General features: G+C 60.6%; 16 protein-coding genes. 12 read left to right on the top strand and 4 right to left on the bottom strand.

Going from position 1 to position 18,388, the window contains the following annotated elements:
* Positions 1-149: 149 nt before the first annotated feature.
* The 3 genes from purL to grxD are packed head-to-tail and all read left to right on the top strand — an operon-like array spanning position 150 to position 2,999.
* Positions 150-2,315, top strand: coding sequence for a phosphoribosylformylglycinamidine synthase subunit PurL (purL, locus tag EV660_RS03045; protein WP_071481446.1), 2,166 nt, complete (start codon positions 150-152; stop codon positions 2,313-2,315).
* 52 nt (positions 2,316-2,367) lie between these two features.
* Positions 2,368-2,610: a BolA/IbaG family iron-sulfur metabolism protein gene (locus EV660_RS03040; RefSeq protein WP_071481447.1), complete on the top strand. Its 243-nt coding sequence runs from the start codon at positions 2,368-2,370 to the stop codon at positions 2,608-2,610.
* Between the two features lie 29 nt (positions 2,611-2,639).
* Positions 2,640-2,999 (top strand): Grx4 family monothiol glutaredoxin, encoded by a 360-nt coding sequence (gene grxD / locus EV660_RS03035; protein ID WP_071481448.1) that lies wholly within the window; start codon positions 2,640-2,642, stop codon positions 2,997-2,999.
* A gap of 348 nt (positions 3,000-3,347) precedes the next feature.
* On the opposite strand, the gene EV660_RS03030 is transcribed toward grxD, so the two are convergent.
* Positions 3,348-5,453: a ComEC/Rec2 family competence protein gene (locus EV660_RS03030; RefSeq protein ID WP_071481449.1), complete on the bottom strand. Its 2,106-nt coding sequence runs from the start codon at positions 5,451-5,453 to the stop codon at positions 3,348-3,350.
* 62 nt (positions 5,454-5,515) lie between these two features.
* On the opposite strand from EV660_RS03030, the gene gltX reads away from it, so the two are divergent.
* The 5 genes from gltX (at position 5,516) to EV660_RS03005 (ending at position 10,854) form a co-directional block, all read left to right on the top strand.
* Complete coding sequence (gltX, locus tag EV660_RS03025; RefSeq protein WP_071481450.1) at positions 5,516-6,916, top strand: glutamate--tRNA ligase; 1,401 nt, start codon at positions 5,516-5,518, stop codon at positions 6,914-6,916.
* An 84-nt stretch (positions 6,917-7,000) separates the two neighbouring features.
* Entirely contained in the window at positions 7,001-8,296 is a 1,296-nt protein-coding gene (locus EV660_RS03020; protein ID WP_071481451.1) for a citrate synthase, read from the top strand.
* A gap of 350 nt (positions 8,297-8,646) precedes the next feature.
* Positions 8,647-9,369, top strand: a complete 723-nt coding sequence (locus EV660_RS03015; protein ID WP_071481452.1) for a hypothetical protein — start codon at positions 8,647-8,649, stop codon at positions 9,367-9,369.
* Between the two features lie 35 nt (positions 9,370-9,404).
* Positions 9,405-10,232: a nucleoside triphosphate pyrophosphohydrolase gene (gene mazG / locus EV660_RS03010; RefSeq protein WP_071482270.1), complete on the top strand. Its 828-nt coding sequence runs from the start codon at positions 9,405-9,407 to the stop codon at positions 10,230-10,232.
* The gene (locus EV660_RS03005) at positions 10,219-10,854 is read left to right on the top strand and encodes a DUF1638 domain-containing protein (protein ID WP_071481453.1); all 636 of its coding nucleotides are present in this window, start codon (positions 10,219-10,221) and stop codon (positions 10,852-10,854) included. Before mazG ends, EV660_RS03005 begins: the two co-directional genes overlap by 14 nt.
* Positions 10,855-10,918: 64 nt before the next feature.
* On the opposite strand, the gene EV660_RS03000 is transcribed toward EV660_RS03005, so the two are convergent.
* The 3 genes from EV660_RS03000 to EV660_RS02990 are packed head-to-tail and all read right to left on the bottom strand — an operon-like array spanning position 10,919 to position 14,197.
* The gene (locus EV660_RS03000) at positions 10,919-11,146 is read right to left on the bottom strand and encodes a sulfurtransferase TusA family protein (protein WP_071481454.1); all 228 of its coding nucleotides are present in this window, start codon (positions 11,144-11,146) and stop codon (positions 10,919-10,921) included.
* On the bottom strand, positions 11,143-11,397 hold the full coding sequence (locus EV660_RS02995) for a hypothetical protein (protein WP_071481455.1): 255 nt from the start codon (positions 11,395-11,397) through the stop codon (positions 11,143-11,145). The genes EV660_RS03000 and EV660_RS02995 overlap by 4 nt, the downstream gene beginning before the upstream one ends.
* Positions 11,381-14,197 (bottom strand): bifunctional [glutamate--ammonia ligase]-adenylyl-L-tyrosine phosphorylase/[glutamate--ammonia-ligase] adenylyltransferase, encoded by a 2,817-nt coding sequence (locus EV660_RS02990; protein WP_071482271.1) that lies wholly within the window; start codon positions 14,195-14,197, stop codon positions 11,381-11,383. Before EV660_RS02990 ends, EV660_RS02995 begins: the two co-directional genes overlap by 17 nt.
* Before the next feature lie 306 nt (positions 14,198-14,503).
* On the opposite strand from EV660_RS02990, the gene EV660_RS02985 reads away from it, so the two are divergent.
* From EV660_RS02985 to EV660_RS02970, 4 genes are all read left to right on the top strand, one after another.
* Positions 14,504-15,565 (top strand): TRAP transporter substrate-binding protein, encoded by a 1,062-nt coding sequence (locus EV660_RS02985; RefSeq protein WP_071482272.1) that lies wholly within the window; start codon positions 14,504-14,506, stop codon positions 15,563-15,565.
* Between the two features lie 109 nt (positions 15,566-15,674).
* Positions 15,675-16,277, top strand: coding sequence for a TRAP transporter small permease subunit (locus EV660_RS02980; protein ID WP_071481456.1), 603 nt, complete (start codon positions 15,675-15,677; stop codon positions 16,275-16,277).
* A 58-nt stretch (positions 16,278-16,335) separates the two neighbouring features.
* Positions 16,336-17,691 (top strand): TRAP transporter large permease, encoded by a 1,356-nt coding sequence (locus EV660_RS02975; RefSeq protein WP_071481457.1) that lies wholly within the window; start codon positions 16,336-16,338, stop codon positions 17,689-17,691.
* 81 nt (positions 17,692-17,772) lie between these two features.
* Positions 17,773-18,366 carry a LysE family translocator gene (locus EV660_RS02970; protein ID WP_071481458.1) on the top strand — a complete coding sequence of 198 codons (594 nt, stop codon included), beginning with the start codon at positions 17,773-17,775 and terminating at the stop codon, positions 18,364-18,366.
* Positions 18,367-18,388 lie beyond the last annotated feature (22 nt).

The following is an 18,388-nucleotide window of genomic DNA, read 5'->3' as shown; positions in this document are numbered from 1 at the left end:
CTGCCACACCCGCTCGGTCAGGCGACAACTTCGGGCTGAATTCGGAAAAATGCGCCCCTGCACGGCCTGTGGCGTGGCCGGAAAACAATTAAAGTCTTTTACCGATGCGCTGCTTTCATTATGACACGCCCAGACCAGCGGAATGAAAAATGACAGAACCTGACCTTACCCCCGACCTGATCAAGGCTCATGGCCTTTCGAATGATGAATATGACCGCATTCTGGAAATTCTGGGACGCGCGCCAAATTTCACCGAGCTTGGCATCTTCTCGGCCATGTGGAACGAACATTGTTCCTACAAATCTTCGAAAAAATGGTTGCGCACCCTGCCCACCAGTGGCCCGCAGGTGATATGCGGCCCCGGCGAGAATGCGGGTGTGGTCGATATTGGTGACGGGCAGGCAGTGATCTTCAAGATGGAGAGTCATAACCACCCCAGCTACATTGAACCCTATCAGGGGGCGGCAACGGGTGTGGGTGGCATTCTGCGCGATGTCTTTACCATGGGCGCGCGCCCGATTGCAGCCATGAACGCACTAAGCTTTGGTGAAACCAGCCATCCCAAGACCGCCCATCTGGTGCGGGGCGTGGTTGAAGGGATTGGCGGGTATGGCAACGCATTTGGCGTGCCGACCGTGGGCGGCGAGGTCCGGTTTCACAAAGCCTATAACGGCAATTGTCTGGTCAACGCCTTTGCTGCCGGTCTGGCGGATGCGGACGCGATTTTCTACTCTGCCGCCAGTGGCGTGGGTATGCCTGTGGTCTATCTGGGGGCCAAGACGGGCCGCGACGGTGTTGGCGGGGCCACGATGGCCAGCGCTGAATTTGACGACACGATCGAAGAAAAGCGCCCGACCGTGCAAGTGGGTGACCCGTTCACCGAAAAGCGCCTGCTGGAAGCCTGCCTTGAATTGATGGCATCGGGGGCCGTGATTTCCATTCAGGACATGGGCGCGGCGGGTCTGACCTGTTCGGCAGTTGAAATGGGCGACAAGGGCGGCCTTGGGATCAAGCTGCAACTGGATCAGGTGCCGCAGCGCGAACAGGCGATGACGGCCTATGAGATGATGCTCTCGGAAAGTCAGGAGCGGATGCTGATGGTGCTGAAACCCTCGATGGAGGGGGAAGCCCGCGCGATTTTCGAGAAATGGGATCTGGATTTTGCCATTGTGGGCGAAACCATTGCAGAAGATCGTTTCCTGATCCTGCAAGGCAATGATGTGAAAGCCGATCTGCCGCTGTCGAAACTGTCGTCCAGCGCGCCGGAATATGACCGCCCCTGGGTGGAGACACCGCCAGCGCCAAGCTTGGGCGATATTCCCGAGATCAGCCCCATGGACGCGTTGCGCACCCTGATTGCGGCACCGTCTTATGCGCATAAGGCCTGGGTCTGGGAACAATATGATACTCAGGTGATGGCCGACACGGTCCGCACGCCCGGCCTTGGGGCTGGCGTGGTGCGGGTGCATGGCACCGACAAGGCGCTGGCCTTTACCAGCGATGTGACGCCGCGCTACGTGCGTGCCAACCCCTATGAGGGCGGCAAGCAGGCCGTGGCAGAAGCCTATCGCAACCTGTGCGCTGTTGGCGCGCGCCCCTTGGCCAGCACTGACAACCTGAATTTCGGCAACCCCGAAAAGCCCGAGATCATGGGCCAGCTTGTCGGCGCGATAAAAGGGATCGGCGCGGCTTGTGAAGCGCTGGACATGCCCATCGTGTCGGGCAATGTCAGCCTGTATAATGAAACGGACGGCCAGCCCATTCTGCCCACCCCCACAATCGGCGCGGTCGGATTGATCGAGACGCTGGACCAGATTATTAGCGGTTTGCCGGAAAACGGTGATCTGGCGCTGCTGATCGGGGCGGGCGCTGGCCATCTGGGCCAGTCGGCCCTGCTGGCCGAAGCTTTCGGTATGGAAGAAGGCGATGCGCCCCCGGTCGATCTGGATATGGAGCGGCGCAACGGCGAATTCCTGCGCGCGAACCGCGCCTTGCTGAATGCAGCGACCGACCTGTCAGATGGCGGGCTGGCGCTTGCGGCCTTTGAAATGGCCGAGGCGGCGGGCATGGGCGTGACACTGGAGTCGGGCCGGATTGACGAATTGTTCGGCGAGGATCAGGCGCGCTATCTGGTAGCCTGCAACTTCGATCAGGCCGAGGCGTTGATGGTCGCGGCCGGTCAGGCGGGCGTTGTCCTGGCAACTGTCGGCCGCTTTGGCGGCGAGATGGTGCAATTTGGCAGCGACAGTGCAGAGTTGTCTGAATTGTCGGCCCTCTATCGCGGTGCCTTTGCCAAGGCCGTTGGTGACGCTTGATCTGTGTACATGGCAGGATTACCTTCGGGGCAGATAGAATAGGAACTGCAAGATGGCCATAACTGTTGAAGAACTCGAAACCCTGCTGAAAGAGGGTTTTCCCGCTGCAAAGATCACCATCACGGATCTGGCAGGGGATGGAAACCATTATGCAGCGGAAGTGATTGATGAGAGCTTTCGCGGCCTGAACCGGGTGCAGCAACAGCGCGCGGTCTATGCCACACTCAAGGGCAAGATGGACGGCAATCACGGCGAATTGCACGCCCTTGCCCTGACCACCAAAGCCCCGGAATAACACAAGAACCACGCCCGAAAGGACCCGAAATGAGCGCCGAAGACCAGATCAAGCAAACCGTCGAAGCCAATGATGTCGTGCTGTATATGAAAGGCACGAAAACCATGCCGCAATGCGGTTTTTCCAGCCGGGTTGCCGGTGTGCTGAACTTCATGGGTGTGGACTATACGGATGTGAATGTTCTGGCCGATGACAGCATTCGTCAGGGCATCAAGGATTACTCGGACTGGCCGACCATTCCGCAACTTTACGTCAAAGGCGAATTTGTGGGCGGCTGCGATATCATAACCGAGATGACCTTGTCGGGCGAGTTGGACCAGTTGTTCGACGCCAATGGCGTCAACTATGACAAGGACGCAGCAGAGAAAATTCGCGAAGCCAATGCCTGATTGATCGGGTGCTTTGCACCTGACGATTGGCACTTCTGGGCTGCGTTGTGCCACCGCCCGACACTGTCGGGCGGTTTGGCTGGCTGGTTGCATTGCTGGCGCGGCAGTATTGTGACAAGCCGCGCATCGCCGGGCTGCGGTGCGGCGCTCCTACCTTGGATCTATAGCGCTTTATGCTGGCCAAACCCCTGCAAGATCAGATCGACGTGCTTGGGGCAGCCCAATCGCCGTGCCGTGGGGGCGGCCCTTTGAGTCGCGGCGGCCTTCGGCCTTGATTCCGCGCTGCTGAATGGCAACTTGATTCCGCAAAGCCCCGCCGCTGTCACGTGCAGGGCGGGTGCATCAAGCTCAGGGGCGCGTCCAGTGACGGTGCCCGCTGGCCTGCGCGACACTGAGGGTTGTCACCACACCGCCCCTTTTTGATAGCGCCAAGGCCCCGCTCGCGCGCAGATCATCCGGGCTGATGATCTGGCACTGTCCCGGCCGCATGTCTGGTTCCTGTGTCACGATGACAATCCGGCCCGGCAGGCAAACGCTTTCCAATTGTGCCAAGCCGCGCTGACCGGCCAGATGCACCACATCAAACCCCGCGCCGCGCAGATGCACAAGCGTATCGCGCGGGTCAAACCCGCTGCGGGCAAAGGCTTCGGCCTGTGTTGCGCTGTCGCCATCCGCCCTAAGCCAGCTTTCAGCAGTGAAACTGCCCGCGCGCGCACGGCTGAGGATGCGTGTGCCGTCGTCCTGCATCAGCCCCACCACTTCAGCCTCGCGCGCGATCAGCAGCATCGGGCGCGGGGTTTCGGCCCAGACCAACAGGGCCAGCGCCATTACCGGCAGCCCTGCCCAGCGCGCGCGTCCTTGCCACACAATCAGCCACAAGGCCCCCAACGCCAGTGCCGGAATCACGCTGGCTGAGGGTTGCGCAACAGGCAAGACCGCCCCATCCAACGCGCTGACAAAGGCGGAGACCTGTAAAATCCAGTCGATCGCAGGTGCCATGATGCGCAAGCCGACCCATTCCAGCCCGATGGGTGCCAGCAGTGCGGCCAGCACAGCGGCAGGCATGACGACCAGCCCCATCAGCGGCACTGCCAGCAGATTGGCGATCAGCCCGTATTCCGCAATCCGATTGAAACTGGCCGCAGCGATTGGTGCAGTTGCAATGCCAGCCACGAGCGAGCAGATCACCACGCTGACGATTGGCCAGCCCCAGCGCGGAAAGCGCCCGCGCCAGCCGCGTTCCCCTGAGAGCCATCGGAACACTGCAACCAGCGCGACCGTGGCGGCAAAGCTCATTTGAAAGCCTGCCTGCACAAGTGCTTCGGGGCGCAAGAGCAAGATCAGCGTGGCGGCCATCGCCACCGAACGCAGAGAGATTGCGCGCCGGTCCAGCAGCACCGCCACCAGCATCACCGCGACCATAATATAGGCGCGCTGGGTGGCGACATTGCCGCCCGAAAGCATCAGGTAAAACGCACCCGCCGCCAGCGCGCCCAAAGCGGCGAGTTTGCGGGTTGGCGCGCGCAAGGCAAAGGCAGGCACCATCGCCATGACCAGCCGCAACAGGCCAAACACAAAGCCTGTCAGCAGCCCCATATGCAGCCCCGAAATGGCCAGCAGATGCGCGAGGTTGGAGCGGCGCAGCTCTTCCATCCGGGCCTGAGCGATGCCGGAACGGTCGCCTGTCAGGATTGCAGCGGCAAAGCCGCCTGTGTCACCGGGCAGATGCGCCTGCACTGCGCCCGAGATTTTCATGCGCAATCGGTGGATGCGCAGCCCCGCCGCGCCAGAATCCGCAGGGGCAAGTGCCAGCACCGGGACGCGGGTATAGCCGACCGCGCCGAGGCGATCAAACCAAGCAAGGCGGCGGAAATCAAAGCCGCCGGGTTCTGACGGGGCGGGTGGCGGGCCAAGATGGCCCGTGGTGGCAACCCGCATGCCCGGTTCGGGGGTAAAAAAGCCCTGCTCGCCATGCAACGATATCCGTACCCGCGCCGGGGTGCGACTGTGCGACACGCGCTCCAGCACGACCTGATCCAGCGTCAGGCGCAGTGCATCTGTGGCAGAGCGGTCGATCTGGACAATCCGCCCTTCGATTGCGCCGAAATAGCGGTATTGCAGCACCGGCGCGGAGACATGTGCCGCGCGCAACCCGGCGGCGAGAAGTCCTGCTGTGACCAAAGCGACGATGAGAACGAGAGGGGCACCCTCTTCCGGGATACGGCGTGACAGCAGCACAGATGCCACCATCAACGCGCCCAGCCCGGCCCATCCTGCGGCTGTTGGTTCGCGCGGCAGCGCAAAATAGAGGCCGATGCCAATGGCCAGCAGCACAGGCACGAACAGAAACAGGCGGCCACGCTGTTCGGCAATGGCGTGCAGCAGGGCCACGGGCAGGCGCCCGGGGCGCGGAAAGGAAAAGGTCAGCACGCGCACCCTTGTTTCCCCCCCCATCCTTGCCTAGAACCCAGTGCAGACCCTGCCGCAAAACTGGTTTCCAAAAGGTTAATCACCCCATGTCCACCCCTGTCGTGACGCGCTTTGCCCCTTCGCCCACTGGTTTTCTGCATATTGGCGGGGCGCGAACGGCGCTGTTCAACTGGCTGTATGCGCGCGGGCGTGGCGGCAAGTTTCTGCTGCGGATCGAAGATACCGACCGCGCGCGCTCTACCCCCGAGGCCACAGAGGCCATTCTGACCGGGCTGACATGGCTGGGTCTGGATTGGGACGAAGAGCCTGTCAGCCAGTTCGACCGCGCCGGCAGACATGCGGAAGTGGCGCATGAAATGCTTGCCTCTGGCCATGCCTATAAGTGTTTCAGCACGCAGGACGAGATTGAGGCATTTCGCGAATCGGCACGTGCCGAGGGGCGCTCGACTCTTTATCGGTCGCCCTGGCGCGATGCCAGCCCTGACACCCATCCCGATGCGCCTTATGCGATTCGGGTCAAGGCACCGCTGGACGGTGAGACTTTGATTGACGATCAGGTTCAGGGACAGGTGCGGATTCGCAATGACCAGCTTGATGATATGATCGTGCTACGCTCGGACGGGACGCCGACCTACATGCTGGCCGTGGTGGTGGATGATCATGACATGGGGGTGACCCATGTCATTCGCGGCGATGACCACCTGAACAACGCCGCGCGCCAGATGCTGGTCTACCGCGCGATGGGCTGGGATGTGCCGGTCTGGGCGCATATTCCCCTGATACATGGCCCCGATGGCAAGAAACTGTCCAAGCGCCACGGCGCGTTGGGGGTCGAGGAATACCAGCGCATGGGCTATCCGGCCGCGGCAATGCGCAACTACCTTGCGCGGCTAGGCTGGAGCCACGGCAATGACGAATTCTTCACCGATACGCAGGCGCAGGAGTGGTTCGATATAAGCGGGATCGGCAAATCCCCTGCACGGCTGGATTTCAAGAAGCTGGACCACCTGACCGCGCAGCATAGCAGTGTTGCCGATGATGCTGCACTGCTGCATGAATTGGAAGCCTATCTTGCCGCAACGGAAGCGCCAGCCCTGAGCGCGGCGCAGCGAGATGGCCTGTTGCGCGCCATGCCCGTGGTCAAGGAAAAGGCCAAGGGGTTTGCGCAAATTCTTGAAAAAGCACATTTTATATTAACCACTCGTCCAATAGAACCGGATGAAAAAGCTGCGGCTGCGCTTGATAATGTATCCCGTAGTATACTGAAGGAATTGACGCCGCGCCTGCGAACTGCTACGTGGGAGCGAGAAATTTTGGAAGGGATCGTCACCGAAGTCGCGCAGGCACATGGTCTGGGTCTGGGCAAGGTGGCGCAACCCCTTCGAGCCGCTCTCGCCGGGCGCACCAGCAGCCCCAGCGTCTTTGACATGATGATGATATTGGACCGCGACGAAACGCTGGGCCGACTTAATGATGCAATAACCTGAGCCGACGCGCCCTTTGGAGTCGTGGCTCGGATCTTAGACCGCCTGCGGGAAAACCGCCCTCAGGCTTTTGGGAAAGGATGAGGAATGGCGAACGGAAGCGAGACGGCAAAGCTGACCATAGGGGACAAGGTAGTTGAACTGCCGATCATAAAGCCATCAGTTGGCCCGGATGTGGTGGATATCCGCAAGCTTTACGCGCAAGGCGACGTGTTCACCTATGACCCCGGTTTTACCTCCACGGCCTCCTGTTCGTCCACCATCACCTATATTGATGGCGATGCAGGCGAATTGCTGTATCGGGGCTATGCGATCGAGGATCTGGCCGAGAAATCGCATTTTCTGGAATGCTGCTATGTGCTGCTTTACGGAGAGCTGCCCTCTGCCGCCGATCTGGAGGATTTTGAAAGCCGCGTGACGCGGCACACCATGATCCACGAGCAGATGCATAACTTCTTCCGCGGGTTCCGCCGTGACAGCCACCCGATGGCGATCATGACGGGTGTTGTGGGCGCGATGTCGGCCTTTTACCACGACTCGACTGATATTAATGACGCTTGGCAGCGCGAAGTTGCCGCCATCCGCATGATCGCGAAAATGCCGACGATTGCGGCGATGGCCTATAAATATTCCATCGGCCAGCCCTTCGTTTACCCGAAGAACAGCCTCGATTATTCGGGCAACTTCCTGCATATGTGCTTTGCTGTTCCGGCCGAGGAATATGTCGTCAACCCGATCCTGAGCCGCGCGATGGATCGGATCATGATGCTGCATGCCGATCATGAACAGAATGCCTCCACCTCGACCGTGCGGCTGGCCGGGTCATCGGGCGCGAACCCCTTTGCCTGTATTGCAGCGGGTATTGCCTGCCTTTGGGGCCCCGCACATGGCGGCGCGAATCAGGCTTGTCTGGAAATGCTGCGTGAGATTGGCACGGTGGATCGCATTCCGGAATTCATTGCCCGCGCCAAGGACAAGGACGATCCTTTCAAGCTGATGGGCTTTGGCCATCGGGTTTACAAGAATTTCGACCCGCGCGCCAAGGTGATGAAGCAATCGGCTGACGAGGTTCTGGGCCTGCTGGGAATCGAGGATAACGAGACGCTGAAAGTCGCCAAGGAGCTGGAGCGGATTGCGCTTGAGGATGAGTATTTCATCTCGAAAAAGCTTTATCCGAATGTCGATTTCTATTCCGGCATCATTCTGGAAGCGATGGGTTTCCCGACCTCGATGTTCACGCCGATCTTTGCCATGTCGCGCACAGTGGGCTGGATTTCGCAGTGGAAAGAGATGATCTCGGACCCGGAGCAGAAAATCGGACGTCCGCGCCAGCGCTACACAGGTGCGCCGCGTCGCGACTATATCGAGATCGAAGACCGCTAGGGTTTCGGTTTTCTTGCAAGGGCAAGGCATCTGGGCGGCTGACCTGCACTATGCAGCCATAGCGGCGCTACGTGGTAAGCCGCGCAGCGTCGGGCCGCGGTGCGGCGATCCGCGATCGAATCTGTAGCACTTTATGCTGGCCAAGCCCCTGAAAGATCAGATCGTTGCGCAGGTGGCAGCCCAATCGCCGTGCCGTGGGGGCGGCCCGGCGATGCGCGGCGGCCTTCGGCCTCGATTCCGCGCCCAATGTGTTTGCCCATCATCCGCACAGCCCCTAAGCTGCCCCTCTCGGGGCAGCGTCTTTATGTCCGCCCCTTGGAACCAAGCTGCGCCAAGTCTATTTGTCAGGTATGAGACAGTCGCTTCCCATCCTGACCCTGCTTGCCACCGTGGCCTTTCTGGCGTCGCCCTTTCTGGCAGACCCGTTCACCGGCTTTGACCCTGACCGCTTCCCGGTGCCCCAAATTGACCCGCCGGTGCAGCCTGCGGGCTATGCCTTTTCAATCTGGGGGCTGATTTACGCATGGCTTGCCGTCCTTGCGCTGGTGGGGGTCACGACACGGCGCAGCGATGCGGCCTGGCAGCCGATGCATCTGCCACTGATACTCAGCCTTGGGCCGGGGGCGTTGTGGCTATGGGTGGCGGGGTTTGCACCGCTGGCCGCGACTGTGCTGATTTTCTGGATGCTGGGCTGTGCGATCTGGGCGTTGCTGCGCAGCCCTGCGCAGGACCGCTGGCTGTTGCGCGTGCCAGTGGCGCTGTATGCGGGCTGGCTGACGGCGGCGGCGCATGTATCGCTGGGCGTGGCACTTGGCGGCTATGGGCTGGCCTCGGGCGAGGTGGCGGCGGTGATCGCAGTGGCAGGGGCGACGCTGGTCGCGCTGGTGGTCGGTTGGCTGCGCGCAGATGCACCAGAATACAGCTTCGCAGTGATCTGGGCCTTTGTCGCAGTCATTGTGGCGAACATGCCCGGCGCCCTGCCGGTTGCGGGGGCCACATTGGTCGCGCTTGCCTTGGTGGTGGCAATGACCGCGCGCGGGCTTTGGGCTGGACAGCAGGCAAGGCGGCTGTAACAGATAGCCCTGACACACAGACAGGAGCGCCGGATATGCCCCATGACCCCCTGATCTTTGCCCCCGATGGCAGCGTCACGCGACTGCGCGCCATCATGCGCGCCCTGCGCGACCCGCAAACCGGCTGCCCCTGGGATATAGAGCAGGATTTCGCCTCGATCGCGCCCTATACGATTGAAGAAGCCTATGAGGTCGCAGATGCCATCGCGCGGCAGGACTGGCCCGCGCTACAGGGCGAATTGGGCGATTTGCTATTACAGGTGGTGTATCATGGACAAATCGCCGAAGAGGCCGGGCATTTTTCCTTCGAGGATATAACCCGCAGCATTTCCGACAAGATGCTGGCGCGGCACCCGCATGTCTTTGGCGAGGAGAGCCGTGATAAAAGCGCCGCGCAACAGGTGGATGACTGGGAAAAGGTCAAGGCGCGCGAGCGCGCGGAGCGCGATCAGGGCGGGGTGCTGGATGATGTGGCCCTTGGCCTGCCCGCGCTGATGCGCGCGGTAAAGCTGCAAAAACGCGCGGCGCGGGTGGGGTTTGACTGGCCCCAGACCGCGCAGGTGATCGACAAGATCACCGAGGAAGCGCAGGAATTGCACGAGGCAAAGGACAGGCTGACACAGGCCGAAGTGACAGAGGAATTTGGTGATCTGCTGTTCGTCATGGCCAATCTGGCGCGACACCTTGATGTGGACCCCGAAGACGCGCTGCGCGCGGCCAATGCCAAATTCACCCGCCGCTTCCGGGCGATTGAGGCGGCGCTGGCGGATCAGAACCGTCGGCCAGAGGACAGCACGCTGGAAGAAATGTATGCTTTGTGGAATGCAGCCAAGGCACGCGAGAAACAAGATGCTACCCGATGACCATATCCTGACCGAAGAGGGGCTTGCGCCGAAGGGGCGTGGGACCATTTTGTTGCTGGCCTGCGGTGCGCTGGCGCGCGAAATTCTGGCGCTGAAGGCGGCGAATGGCTGGACGCATATGGACCTGCTCTGCCTGCCGGCCAATCTGCACCTGTGGCCCGAACGAATCCCCGATGCAGTGGAAAAGGCCGTGAAGGAACACCGCGCAGCCTATGACAGTATCTTTGTGGTCTATGCCGATTGCGGCACCGGGGGACTGTTGCAGGCGCGTTGCGCGCAATTGGGCGTCGAGATGGTGGAAGGCCCGCATTGTTATGCGTTTTTTGAAGGGGTCGAGGCATTTGCCGCCAAGGGCGACAGCGAGATGACCGCCTTTTACCTGACGGATTTTCTGGTGCGCCAGTTTGAGGCCTTTGTCTGGAAACCGATGGGCTTTGACCGCCATCCCGAACTGATCGGGATGATGTTCGGCAATTACACGCGGCTGATCTATCAGGCCCAGACGGATGACCCGGCACTGGATGCCAAAGCGCGCGAATGTGCGGCACGGTTGGGGCTGGACTATGAGCGGCGCTTTACCGGCTATGGGGATCTGGAGCGTGCGCTGGCCGCGCGGGGCTGAGGGGCGCTGCCCCTCTTGGGCCTGCGGCCCAATTCACCCCGGAGTATTTTGCGCAAGAAAATGATCACGCGTGACGGATGTAATAGGCTGTCGCCCCGTCGCGCGGCGTGCTGGAGAGCAACTCATGCCCCGATTCCGCGCAGAAATGGGGAATATCGACCACGGCTGCCGGGTCGCTGGCCAGCACGCAAAGAACCTGTCCGGTTTGCATGGATTTGAGACGCTTGCGCGCCTTGAGGACCGGCAGCGGACACAGCAAGCCGATCGCGTCGAGTTCGACATCGGCTTTCATGCGCGTCTGCGCCTGCCGCGCGGGGGGGATGAGGGGCTGCTGAGCCCTTCTTGCAGCAAAGCGGTCATGGGGTGATCCGGGCTTGAGGCGGCATATTGCTCGATCAGATCCTGCATGGCCTGATGCTGGTCGATTTCTGCGGAGAGGCTAAGCGCCCAGTCGATCAGGATCGAGCGGCATTCGCCATCGGAAATGCCTTCGATGCGGTAGCTTTCGCGGATCAGCCCCTTGGGGTCATTGGCTGGCGTCATGGTCGGTCTTGTCCTTGCACGGGCCATCATTGGCCAGGGTTGACGCTATCAGGTGCTGCGCCTGCGCGCAGCAGTCCTGCAAACGGGTGGCAAGCGCCTCGGTGCTCGGGCTACCTGCTGATGCCAAGATAAACTTCTGTCCGCCCGGGCCAAGCTGGTCAATGTCGGAAATCCTGTCAGCCAGCAAGCGTCCTGTCGCCTGCAATGTCCAGCACAGACGATAGGCGCGCAGGAGTTGTGTTTCTGCCGCAGCATCGAGGATGCCCGCCTTGACGCCTGCGCGCAGCTGCGCTTCGACCCGGCGCGCGGGGTGCCCGGCGCGCAAGGCGCAGAATTGCGCGACAAGTTCGATATCCATCAACCGCCCCGGTCCCGATTTGGCATCCCATATGCCATGCGCGGGTTTCGCCTCGGCAAGGCGCGCGCGCATATCTGCGACATCCTTGCAGACGGTGGGGCCGGTCGATTTCTCGGCCAGAAGGGCACGGCGCAGGGTTTCGATTCTATCGCCCAGCGCGACCGAGCCAGCGACGCGGCGCGCGCGGGTCAGCGCCAGATGTTCCCATGTCCAGGCTTCATTGCGCTGGTAATTCTCGAAGGCCGTGATGCTGGTGGCCACAGGCCCTTGCCGCCCCGAGGGACGCAGGCGCATGTCCACCTCATAGAGGCGGCCTTCGGCAGTGGGGGCGGTGAGCGCGGTGAGAAACGCTTTGGTCAGCCGGGCGTAGTAGCTGCGTGCATCCAGCGGGCGGCGACCTTGGGAGGTTTCCGAGGTGTCGGCGTCATAGATCACGATCAGGTCCAGATCGGACACGGCATTCAGCCGCCCTGCCCCGAGAGAGCCCATGCCAAGCACCGCCGCGCCCTGCCCCGGTGGCGGCCCGTGTTTGGCGCTGAAGTCTGCAACCACCACCGGCCAGAGCGCTGTCAGAACAGCCTCGGCGAGAGAGGCATATTCTGCGCCGGCCTCGAATGCGTCGATCAGCCCGCGCAGATGGTGCACACCGACCCGAAAGTGCCATTCCCGCGCCCAGATGCGCGCGGCATCAAGCTGGCGCTCGTAATCGTCGATCTGGGCAAGCCGGTCGGCCAGTTGCCTGTGCAATTCTGGCGTGCCCGGCCATTGCGCGAAAAAGCCCCCGCCGATCACCGCATCAAACACAGCGGCATTGCGCGATAGATAGGCTGCAAGCCGGGGTGATGTTGCGCATATGTCAACAATCAAGTCGATTAACTGTGGATTAGCCTCGAACAATGAAAAAAGCTGCACGCCCGCTGGCAAGCCGCTGAGAAAGCGGTCGAATTGGACCAGTGCGGCTTCGGGGTCGGCGGCATCGTGCAATTTGGTCAGGATGGTCGGGCGCATCCGCTTGAAGATTTCCTGCGCGCGGTTTGAGCGAAGGGCCGCATAGCTGTGCCAGCCCGCGATCATGTCCTGCGCGGCCTCGGACAGGTCCGGTTCGGCCTCGACCCCGCTGTCGGGGGCAAAGAACCCTTCGGTCAGTTCTGCCACATCCTTCAGCCGCGATTCCAGACGAGAGCGGAAAGCGTTGGTCTGCGCCTCTCCCACAAAGCGGGCGATGCGGTCGAATTCCTGCGGGCTGGAAGGAAGTTTCTGGGTCTGGGCATCCTGCACCATCTGCAAACGATGCTCGATTTCGCGATGCTCGATGTAATGGGCGGTCAGCTTTTCGGCCACGTCATGCGGAATCCAGCCTTTTGCGGCGAGGGCCGCCAGCCCTTCGACCGTGCGCGGGCTGCGCAGATCCGGGTCGCGCCCGCCTGCGATCAACTGGCGGGTCTGGGTGAAAAACTCGATCTCTCGAATACCGCCCTGCCCCAGCTTTATATCATGCCCTTCCAGCGCCAGCGCACCGCCAAGCCCCTTATGGGCCTTGATTTTCAGGCGCATGTCATGGGCATCCTGAATGGCGGCGAAATCCAGATGCTTGCGCCAGACAAAGGGGCGCAAGGTTTCCAGAAAGCGCGCGCCTGCTGCCAGATCGCCCGCGCAGGGGCGCGCCTTGATATAGGCCGCGCGTTCCCATGTGCGCCCAAGGCTTTCATAATAGCGCTCGGCCGCTTCCATCGACAGGCAGACGGGTGTGACTGAAGGGTCGGGGCGCAGGCGCAGATCGGTGCGGAAGACATAGCCTTCATCCGTGTGATCGGATAGAAGCCCGCACAGCTTGCGCGTGACGCGGATAAAGCTGGCGCGCGCGTCGTGATAGTCATCTGCGCTGTAGCGGGACTCATCGAACAGGCAGATCAGGTCGATATCGGAAGAGTAGTTCAACTCTCGCGCGCCCATCTTGCCCATTGCCAGCACAACCATGCCTGCGCCGGTCGCCGCATCCTCTGGCGTGGCCGCGGGCAGTTTCTTGCGCGCGATTTCATCGGCGACCAGCGCGGTGAGCGCGACATGGGTGGCGCGGTCGGCCAGATCGCTCAGCGCGCCTGTGACCTGATCCAGCGTCCAGACTCCGCCCAGATCGGCCAGTGCCGCCAAGAGTGCCACGCGCCGCTTGGCCTGCCGCAACCGGGCCGACAAGTTGGAGAGCGGCACCCCATCCAGCGCGGCCAGTTCGTCACTGACAGTGGCTGCCGGGTCGCGGCCAAGGGCATCTGCCAGCCAATCGCGTTCGCGCGACATGAGGGTGCGCAGATAGGGGCTGCATCCGGCCGCCCCGGCGACAAGGTCTGACAGTTCGCCCGAAAGTTCAGGAAAGCTATCGCGTGCGGAACGCCCGGATTCGGCGTCATAAGGCAGTGGCAAGCGTGTCAGGGAACCAAATGTCATTGTAAAAGAATGCACCGCCATCCGGGCAAGGTCAATTCCTGCAACTGCTTCTGCAAGCGGGAAAAACCGGAGCAGGACATATCAGTTTTAATGATTCGAGGGCCTGATGGTTGCGGTATCGGAAAGTTTTTGCTTGCCAGAATTGGTCAGTTTATTTTACCACCCTTGCAGAGGGAGGAGCGACTTGTCGAAATGAACACTGGCTTGCGCAATTTTGTTGCGCGACAAATGTGCTTTTCTCTTGACGCATCACACCCGAACAGGGTGGATATCGGGACCAAAGTCCAACAACCGGAGGAACAAAAAATGAATAAACTGCTTATCACGACGGCCTTGTCGGCCAGCCTTGTCGCAGGTGCCGTTCAGGCACAGGAGCGTATTCGCTGGCAGGTGCCGATGAGCTTTGCTTCGACTTTGACAGCGCTGGGCGACACGATGCCATGGGTTGCAGACCAGTTGCGCGCTGTTTCCGGTGGCAATATTGATCTGCGCGTGGCCGAGCCGGGCGCCGTTGTGCCGGCATTGTCCATTTTCGAGAATGTGTCCGAAGGCAATATCGATGCTGGCTATAGCTGGATGGGCTATGAATGGGGCACCGTGCCCGCCGCCGCGCTTTTTGGCGCCACGCCTTTCGGCCTTGAATCGATGGAATTCCTTGCATGGATGACCCATCACGGCGGACAAGAGCTGCTCGAGGAGACCTTCCATCAATATAACGTTCACCCTGTACTTTGCGGCACGATCAGCCCGGAGACCGCAGGTTGGTTCCGTTCGGAAATGAACACGGTCGAGGATTTGCAGGGTCTGCGTTTCCGTGCGGCAGGTGTTGGCGGTGAGATCTTTGCCGAATTCGGCATGTCCGTGACATTGCTGCCGGGTGGGGAACTGTATCAGGCGCTGGAGACAGGCAACCTTGACGGGACAGAATTCTCGCTTCCGACTGTGGACGAGCAACTTGGCTTCTATCAGGTGGCCGATTACCTGTATATGCCGGGTTGGCACCAGCCATCAACAAACCAGTTCCTGTATGTGAACCTTGACGTTTGGAACGGTCTGGAAGATCAGACCCGCGCCATGATCGAGACGACCTGCATGGCAGGCAATGCCTATGCCATCGCACGTGCCGAGGCGCTGCAAGGGGCGATCATCACCAGCTTCGAAGAACGCGGCACCAATGTGCGCACCTACTCGGAAGAACAGATCGCAGCCTTCTATGACGCAACCCAGACTGTTCTGGGCCGCTGGTCCGAACAGGACGAAATGTTCGGCCGTGTCTATTCTTCGATGATGGATTTCCAGGCCGAACTGCGTCCGTGGAAAGAACAGGGTTACCTGCCGCGTGATTGGCAGTCCCGGCTGGAAGACTGATCAAATCTGATCTGATATTGGGCCGCGCCTTTGACAGGCGCGGCCCTTTGCCGAATTATGCAGTTGGGCGAGATGCCCAAGATCGCAGCCCTCTCGAAGGAACCAACGCATGTCCCAGACCAATAGCCAATTCGAGATTGACCTTGATAAGGTCGAAGATGCTGGCGCGCGCAGTCACGGGTTGAGTTTTCCCCGGACATGGCTGTCGGACATGATCGAGACGGTCCTTGGCTCGCTCTCCTATGTCCTGAATGCAATCTGGTTCGCGCTGGTCTTGATTATCGTTGTGAACGTGACCATGCGTTACGCGCTTGGGATCAATTATGTCTGGGTCGAGGAGGTGCAGTGGCACATCTACGCTGTGGGCTTCATGTTCGGGATCGGCTATGCCGTGATGCATGATGCGCATGTCCGGGTGGATGTGCTGGCCGCCAATTTCCGCCCCACCTTGCGCGCGTGGATTGAAGCATTTTCCATTGTGGTCATCATCCTTCCGATGTGCTGGCTGATCATCAGCTACGGCATTCCCTTCGTCGAAGCCTCGTATAACCGGGGTGAGCGGTCTTCTGCACCGGGTGGGCTGGCCAATCGCTGGATGATCAAGAGCGTCATCGTACTGGCCTTTGCCTATATCGCGCTTGCTGCATTCGCGCGCTTGTTGCGAGTGAGCTGCTTTCTGTTCAACTTCCCGCGCGCTCGGGTCACAAAATAACTGACTTTTCGCCGGCCCGTCCGCGGCCTGCGCATGGTTTCATCACAGGGAATACGGGATGGAAACGAACGAAATCCTCGTTGTTACAATGCTGGTGTCATTCATTGCCTTGATCTTCACGGGTATTCCCGTGGCCTGGGCGCTGGCTGGCGTGTCAATCGCGTTCAGTTTCATTGCCATATACGGCTTTGAATGGTTCAACTGGGATACCTACTTCCTGACCGATTTCCGCATTTTCGGTATTTTTGTCCAGCGCATCTGGGGGCAGATGTCGAACTGGATTCTGGTCGCGCTGCCGATGTTCATCTTCATGGGGCTGATGCTGGAACGCTCTGGCGTGACAGAGAAGCTGATGGAGAATTTCATCCAGCTTTTTGGGCGTTTCCGGGGCGGGCTGGCCTTGGGCGTGGTGCTGATCGGCATTTTGCTGGCGGCGTCAACAGGCATTGTGGGCGCGTCGGTGGTGTTGCTGGCGCTGCTGTCCATGCCGATCATGCTGAAGCAGGGCTATAACAAGGGGTTTGCCTCCGGGGTTGTTGCTTCGGCCGGAACCTTGGGGATTCTGATTCCCCCCTCGATCATGCTGATCATCATGGCCGACCAGATGTCCGTCTCGGTGGGCAACCTGTTCATGGGCGCGTTGATACCGGGGCTGATGCTGGGGGCGTTTTACATCATCTATATTGTCGGTGCGGCGACCCTTTTCAAAAAGCTGGCCCCGGCCCCGACAGACCTGCCGCCCGTGACATTGAAGCTGGTGCTGAATACGCTGCTGGCCGTGATCCCGCCGCTGCTACTGATCTTTGCGGTGCTCGGCTCGATCTTTTTCGGCATTGCAACGCCGACCGAAGCGGCAGGCGTCGGGGCCTTTGGCGCGACCCTGCTGGCTGCGGCCAATGGGCGGCTGACGCTGGCCGTGCTGAAAGATGTGGGCATGAAAACCACGCTGACCACTTCTTTCATTTTCGGCATCTTTCTGGGGGCCACGATGTTCGCGGTCGTCATGCGCCAGTTGGGCGGGGATGAGTTCATCACCCAGTCGCTGCGCTCGTTGCCCTTTGGCCCGTCAGGCGTTGTGCTGACCATTCTGTTCATCGCATTTCTGGCCGGGTTCTTCCTCGATTGGCTGGAAATCTCGCTGATCATGCTGCCGCTGGTGGCACCGGTTGTCGTGCTGCTGGGCTTTGACCAGATCTGGTTCATTGTTCTGTTCGCGGTGGTGCTGCAAACCTCCTTCCTGACACCGCCTGTCGGCTTTTCGTTATTCTATCTGAAGGGTGTGGCCCCCCCCAGCGTGACGATCATCGACATCTACAAGGGTGTTATTCCGTTCGTGTTATTGCAGATGCTGGCAGTGATGATGGTGTTCATCTTCCCGCAATTGGTGCTGTGGTTGCCAGGGCGGCTCTTGTAAGCGCAACGAAGCAGGATTATCACATATAGACCCCGGCCTTGCGCCGGGGTCTGTTGTTTTATCCATGATCGCGAGGCCATCGTGCTGTTTGATCCGCTGCTTTACAGCTTTGTGTTTCTGGGCCTGTTCTCTCCGGGGCCAAATGTCATCATGTTGACGGCCTCGGGTGCGCGGTTCGGGTTTCAGCGGACCTTGCCGCATCTTTTCGGGGTGGTGCTGGGTGTTGGCGTCATTGCAGGGGTCACGGCGCTGGGCGTGGGGGCGCTTGTGCTGGCCAACCCCGCCTTGGGGCTGGTGCTGCAAGTGCTGGCCGCGGCATGGATTCTGTGGATGGCTTGGGGCTATTTCAACGCCACCCGCCGCCCGACCACCGATGCGCAGGATGTGGGCAACCCCATGACACTTTGGCAGGGTGCCCTGTTCCAGTGGATCAATCCCAAGGTCTGGGCCGTGGCTTTTGCCGCATCAGCCGGATATGGCGCGGGGCTTGCACCGGCATGGGAGGCGGCGCGGCTGGGGCTTTCGTTCAGCAGCGTCAATCTGGGGGTCTGCCTGTTCTGGGCCAGTGCCGGGGCGTTGCTGACGGGTCTGCTGCAATCCCCTGCGCGCTGGCGTATCTTCATGCGACTGATGGCCGGTTTGCTGGCACTTTCCGCCGTGCTGGTTTTTCGCTGAGTGCTTGCCTTGAGGCGCGAAT

This window comes from Roseinatronobacter bogoriensis DSM 18756, from assembly GCF_004366635.1.
GTDB classification, from domain to species: Bacteria; Pseudomonadota; Alphaproteobacteria; order Rhodobacterales; family Rhodobacteraceae; genus Roseinatronobacter; species Roseinatronobacter bogoriensis.
Note: the sequence above shows the minus strand (reverse complement) of the source record. Positions and strands in the feature narration are given on the sequence as shown.